Origin of the sequence: Streptomyces sp. OfavH-34-F, assembly GCF_022347745.1 — a bacterium.
Taxonomy (GTDB): domain Bacteria; phylum Actinomycetota; class Actinomycetes; order Streptomycetales; family Streptomycetaceae; genus Streptomyces.
On record NZ_JAKRGC010000453.1, the window covers coordinates 1 to 3,921 of the forward strand.

Genomic DNA, 3,921 nt, shown 5'->3' on the forward strand with positions numbered 1-3,921 from the left:
CCCGGTGGAGGAGGAGCCGGGGCTGACGGCGCGGATCGCCGCCGCGATCGCCGCCGCGTCGGCGGACGGCACCTGGGCCAGGCTCAAGGCGTGCGAGGCCGCGGACTGCCGCTGGGCCTACTACGACCGCAGCCCGGCGGGGCGCCGCCGCTGGTGCTCGATGTCGGTGTGCGGGGCGCGCGCCAAGATGCGTACGTACCGGGCGCGCCGCGCCTGAAAAGGGGGGACGGGGCCGGGGGTCAGGCGGTCGGGCGGCCCATCGCGCGGAACGTCCAGCCGGCCTCGCGCCACACGGCCGGGTCCAGCGCGTTGCGCCCGTCGAGGATGATCCGGCGGCCCGCGACCGCGCCCAGCGCCTCCGCGTCCAGCTCGCGGAACTCCCGCCACTCCGTCAGGTGCAGGACGACATCGGCGCCGCGCACCGCCTCCAGCGCGCTCTCCGCGTAGCCGAGGGTCGGGAAGAGGCGGCGGGCGTTCTCCATGCCCTTGGGGTCGAAGACGGTGACCTGGCCGCCCTGGAGGTGGACCTGGCCGGCGACGTTGAGCGCCGGCGAATCCCGCACGTCGTCCGAGTCCGGCTTGAAGGTGGCGCCGAGCACGGCGACCCGCCGGCCGAGGAAGGAGCCGCCGCCCAGGGCCTCGCGGGCCAGCTCCACCATGTGGCCCCGGCGGCGCATGTTGATCGAGTCGACCTCGCGCAGGAACGTCAGCGCCTGGTCGGCGCCCAGCTCGCCCGCGCGGGCCATGAAGGCGCGGATGTCCTTGGGCAGGCAGCCGCCGCCGAAGCCGATGCCGGCCCGCAGGAACTTCTTCCCGATGCGGTCGTCGTGCCCGATGGCCTCGGCGAGCTTGGCCACGTCCCCGTCGGCCGCCTCGCAGACCTCCGCCATGGCGTTGATGAACGAGATCTTGGTGGCCAGGAAGGAGTTGGCGGCCGTCTTCACCAGTTCGGCGGTCGGGTAGTCCGTCACGACGAACGGGGAGCCCTCCGCGACCGGTACGGCGTACACCTCGCGCAGCAGCTTCTCGGCCCGCTCGCTCGTCACGCCGACGACGATCCGGTCCGGGTGCAGGGTGTCCTGGACCGCGAAGCCCTCGCGCAGGAACTCCGGGTTCCAGGCCAGCTCCGCGCCGGTGCCCGCGGGGGCCAGCTCGGCGAGGCGGGCGGCGAGGCGGGCGGCGGAGCCGACGGGCACGGTGGACTTGCCGACGACCAGGGCGGGCCGGGTCAGCAGCGGCGCCAGCGAGTCGAAGGCGCTCTCCACGTACGTCATGTCGCAGGCGTACTCGCCGTGCTTCTGCGGGGTGTTCACGCAGACGAAGTGGACGTCGCCGAACTCGGCGGCCTCCTCCCAGAAGGTGGTGAACCGCAGCCGCCCGGTGGACCCCTCGATGCCCGTGACATGCCGCTGGAGCAGCTCCTCCAGGCCGGGCTCGTACATCGGCACCCGGCCGGCGGACAGCATCTCGATCTTCTCGGGCACGACGTCGAGCCCCAGCACCTCGAAGCCCAGCTCCGCCATGGCCGCGGCATGGGTGGCCCCCAGGTAGCCGGTGCCGATCACGGTGATCCTGAGGGCCATGGGGTGCTCCTGTGAGATGCGGACGGACATGCGGGGAACGAGCATAGTCCGGGCCGCGGAACAGCCCTTTTCCGGCTGTCGCGCAGCTCACGGCCCGAGCGCGTATGCCGGGGGCGGGTCGAACGCCTAAAATTGGGTTACTTAACGGTAGTTAGCACCCTGGGGAGTGAGCGTCTTGGCGGGTTCGACCGATTTCGACCTGTACCGTCCGGCCGAGGAGCACGAGATGCTCCGTGAGACGGTGCGTGCGCTCGCCGAGGCGAAGATCGCCCCGCACGCGGCCGCGGTCGATGAGGAGGCCCGCTTCCCGCAGGAGGCGCTGGACGCCCTGACCGCCGCCGACCTGCACGCCGTCCACGTACCGGAGGAGTACGGCGGCGCCGGCGCCGACGCCCTCGCCACGGTCATCGTGATCGAGGAGGTGGCCCGCGCCTGCGCCTCCTCCTCCCTGATCCCGGCCGTGAACAAGCTCGGCTCGCTCCCGGTCGTCCTGTCCGGCTCCGAGGCCCTGAAGAAGAAGTACCTGGGCCCGCTGGCCAAGGGCGACGGCATGTTCTCGTACTGCCTCTCCGAGCCGGACGCGGGCTCCGACGCCGCCGGCATGAAGACCCGCGCCGTGCGCGACGGCGACTTCTGGGTCCTCAACGGCGTGAAGCGCTGGATCACCAACGCGGGCGTCTCCGAGTACTACACGGTCATGGCCGTCACCGACCCGGAGAAGCGCTCCAAGGGCATCTCGGCCTTCGTCGTCGAGAAGTCCGACGAGGGCGTCTCCTTCGGCGCGCCGGAGAAGAAGCTCGGCATCAAGGGCTCCCCGACGCGCGAGGTCTACTTCGACAACGTCCGCATCCCCGCCGACCGCATGATCGGCGAGGAGGGCACCGGCTTCGCCACGGCGATGAAGACCCTGGACCACACCCGCATCACCATCGCGGCCCAGGCCCTCGGCATCGCCCAGGGCGCCCTCGACTACGCCAAGGGCTACGTCCAGGAGCGCAAGCAGTTCGGCAAGCCGATCGCCGACTTCCAGGGCGTCCAGTTCATGCTCGCCGACATGGCCATGAAGCTGGAGGCCGCCCGCCAGCTCACCTACTCGGCCGCCGCCAAGTCCGAGCGCGTCGACGGCGACCTGACGTTCTTCGGCGCCGCCGCCAAGTGCTTCGCCTCCGACGTCGCCATGGAGATCACCACGGACGCGGTGCAGCTCCTCGGCGGCTACGGCTACACGCGCGACTACCCGGTGGAGCGCATGATGCGCGACGCCAAGATCACCCAGATCTACGAGGGCACCAACCAGGTCCAGCGCATCGTCATGGCCCGCAACCTGCCGTAACGCAGAACCTGCGGAGCAGCGCGTATCGGTACGAACCCCGGCCCGGCGGGCCGGGGTTCGGCCGTTGTTAGGCTGCCGTCGCGGGTGGGGGCGGCACAGCGGGGAGCGGGGTGAGGCCAGGTGACGGAGACCTTCCAGCCACTTCAGGAGACCGATCCGGCGGAGGTGGGGGGCTACCGGCTCGCCGCCCGGCTGGGCGCGGGCGGCATGGGCCGCGTCTACCTCTCGCACACCGAGGGCGGCCGGCCGGTGGCGGTCAAGGTCGTACGCCCCGAACTGGCGGACGACCCCGACTTCAGGAAGCGCTTCGCCCGCGAGGTCCGGGCGGCCCGGCGGGTCCGGGGCGCGTACACGGCCGAGGTGCTGGACGCCGACCCGGACTGCGCGCAGCCCTGGCTGGCCACGCTGTACGTGCCCGGCCCCTCGCTCGCCCAGGCCGTGGCCCGGCGGGGCCCGCTGCCGGTGCCCGCCCTGCTGTGGCTGATGGCGGGCACGGCCGAGGCGCTGCGGGCCATCCACGCCGAGGGCATCGTCCACCGTGACCTCAAGCCGTCGAACGTGCTGCTGGCCTCCGACGGGCCGCGCGTCATCGACTTCGGCATCGCGCTCGCCGCCGACGCGACGGCCCACACGGCGACGGGACACCCGCTCGGCACGCCCGCCTACATGGCCCCGGAGCAGGCGTCCCTGCAACAGGTCACGGCGGCGACCGATGTCTTCGCCCTCGCCCAGACCGCCGCGTTCGCGGCGCTGGGCAGCCCGCTCTACGGCGACGGCCCCGGCGTGGACGTCCTGTACCGGATCATCCACTCCGCGCCCGAACTGACCCGGCTCCCCGAGCCGCTGCGGCCCCTGCTCGCCCGGTGCCTGGCCACCGACCCGGCGGCGCGGCCCGCTCCGGCGGAGATCGTGGACTGGTGCCGGCAGCGGCTCGGGGCGGACGGCGCGCCCGCCGTGTGGCGGGAGATCGGCGTACCGGAGGCCGAGGTCCCGCCCCCGGTGCCC

General features: G+C 72.8%; 4 protein-coding genes. 3 read left to right on the forward strand and 1 reads right to left on the reverse strand.

Features of this window, described 5'->3' with window-relative positions; genetic code table 11:
* Positions 1–217, forward strand: a 217-nt coding sequence (locus MHW47_RS33130) for a CGNR zinc finger domain-containing protein (protein WP_239227549.1), incomplete at its 5' end; no start/stop codon positions are given.
* Between the two features lie 22 nt (positions 218–239).
* On the opposite strand, the gene MHW47_RS33135 is transcribed toward MHW47_RS33130, so the two are convergent.
* The gene (locus MHW47_RS33135; protein WP_239227550.1) at positions 240–1,583 is read right to left on the reverse strand and encodes a UDP-glucose/GDP-mannose dehydrogenase family protein; all 1,344 of its coding nucleotides are present in this window, start codon (positions 1,581–1,583) and stop codon (positions 240–242) included.
* Between the two features lie 175 nt (positions 1,584–1,758).
* On the opposite strand from MHW47_RS33135, the gene MHW47_RS33140 reads away from it, so the two are divergent.
* Together MHW47_RS33140 and MHW47_RS33145 are read left to right on the forward strand one after the other, a co-directional pair.
* Complete coding sequence (locus tag MHW47_RS33140; protein WP_239227551.1) at positions 1,759–2,916, forward strand: acyl-CoA dehydrogenase; 1,158 nt, start codon at positions 1,759–1,761, stop codon at positions 2,914–2,916.
* A gap of 120 nt (positions 2,917–3,036) precedes the next feature.
* On the forward strand, positions 3,037–3,921 hold an 885-nt coding region (locus MHW47_RS33145; protein WP_239227552.1), incomplete at its 3' end, for a serine/threonine-protein kinase.

Excerpts from the sequence above, each read along its gene's own strand:
- MHW47_RS33135 (WP_239227550.1), bottom strand. The coding sequence starts at position 1,583 with ATGGCCCTCAGGATCACCGTGATCGGCACCGGCTACCTGGGGGCCACC.